The 1192-nt window shown below is 69.7% G+C and carries 1 protein-coding gene; it reads right to left on the bottom strand.

Annotation, left to right across the window (positions count from 1 at the left end):
* Positions 1 to 1162, bottom strand: a 1162-nt coding sequence (locus ABD901_RS58645; RefSeq protein WP_425556870.1) for an IS4 family transposase, incomplete at its 3' end; no start/stop codon positions are given.
* Between the last annotated feature and the right edge of the window lie 30 nt (positions 1163 to 1192).

Raw genomic sequence — 1192 nt, 5'->3', positions numbered from 1 at the left:
CGTTCAGGGTGCGGGTGAAGGAGATCCGGTCGGGGTCCTCGCCGGCGTGCTGGGCGGCCTGCCACATCAGCTCGCGGATGGCGTAGTGCACCAGCAGGAACCCGTAGACCTCCTGCTCGACCCCGTCGGGGTGGCGGGAGCGCAGCACCATTCCGGGACCGCGTTGGTGGGTCTTGACCTCGTCCAGCGCGGTCTCGAACTCCCACCGCTGGGCATACAACGCAGCCAGGTCCGCCGCCGGTGCCTGCTGCGGGTCCAGGATCGTGGTGATCAGCCGGTAGACGGTGTCGGCGCCGGCCAGGGTGTACTCGACCACCCGCACCGTGGCCGGGTTCGTCCGTTTGCGGTCGCCGGCGGCGACGATCCGGCTCAGGTACGACCCGTCCGGCAGCAGCGCCACCACGGGCAGCACCATGTTGGTCTTCACCCGCCACAGCAGGTCCGCCCCGGTCGCGGCGGCCTCGGCCCACAGATCGAACCCGACGAACCCGCGGTCGGCGATCAGCAGCATGCCCGCCCGCAGCTGCCCGAACAGCCGCCGCGCGAGGGTCGTCTCATGGACGCTGAGCGGACCGGTCGCCGCGGCGAACATCGCGTGGGTGCCACACTCGGCCAGCGCCGCCACCCGCACCTGCGGAAAAGCGGCCCGGCCCGGCCCACGCGAAGACCCCGGCCGGCCGTAAGCCTCCACATTGGACGGTGTATCCGGCACATCCAACGTGCTGCCGTCTACCGCGACCAGATGCCAGCCCCGGTAGAACGCACCCACCGTCGCCTCCGTGGCCAACGGCCGGCACACCCGGTCGAACAACACCCGCAGCGGCTCGGCACCCAACCGAGCCCGAGCCCGGGAGATCGCCGCCGTGGACGGCACCTCCCACCGACCCTGCCACCGCCGCGCCCAAGCCAGCCCCTCGGTCAACAGGCGGGCCACCTCCTCATAACCCTGACCAGAGAACAGACACATGGCCAGCACGAAATACACCACCACCCGCGCCGGCAACAGCCGCTTGCGCACCTCACCGGCGTCAGTGGCCGCGACCACCTCGTCGACCAACCCCGGCGGGACCACACGCGTCAACACTCCGATCGCGATGCGATCCGACAACCGCTCATCCGTCGGCGGCTTCACCTGTCCAGCACGCGGCACGAAACCAACTATAGCAGTTGATCTATTAAGTCAGCGGTATTG

The sequence above is a fragment of the Dactylosporangium darangshiense genome, from assembly GCF_039537565.1.
In the GTDB taxonomy this organism is placed as follows: domain Bacteria; phylum Actinomycetota; class Actinomycetes; order Mycobacteriales; family Micromonosporaceae; genus Dactylosporangium; species Dactylosporangium darangshiense.
Note: the sequence above shows the minus strand (reverse complement) of the source record. Positions and strands in the feature narration are given on the sequence as shown.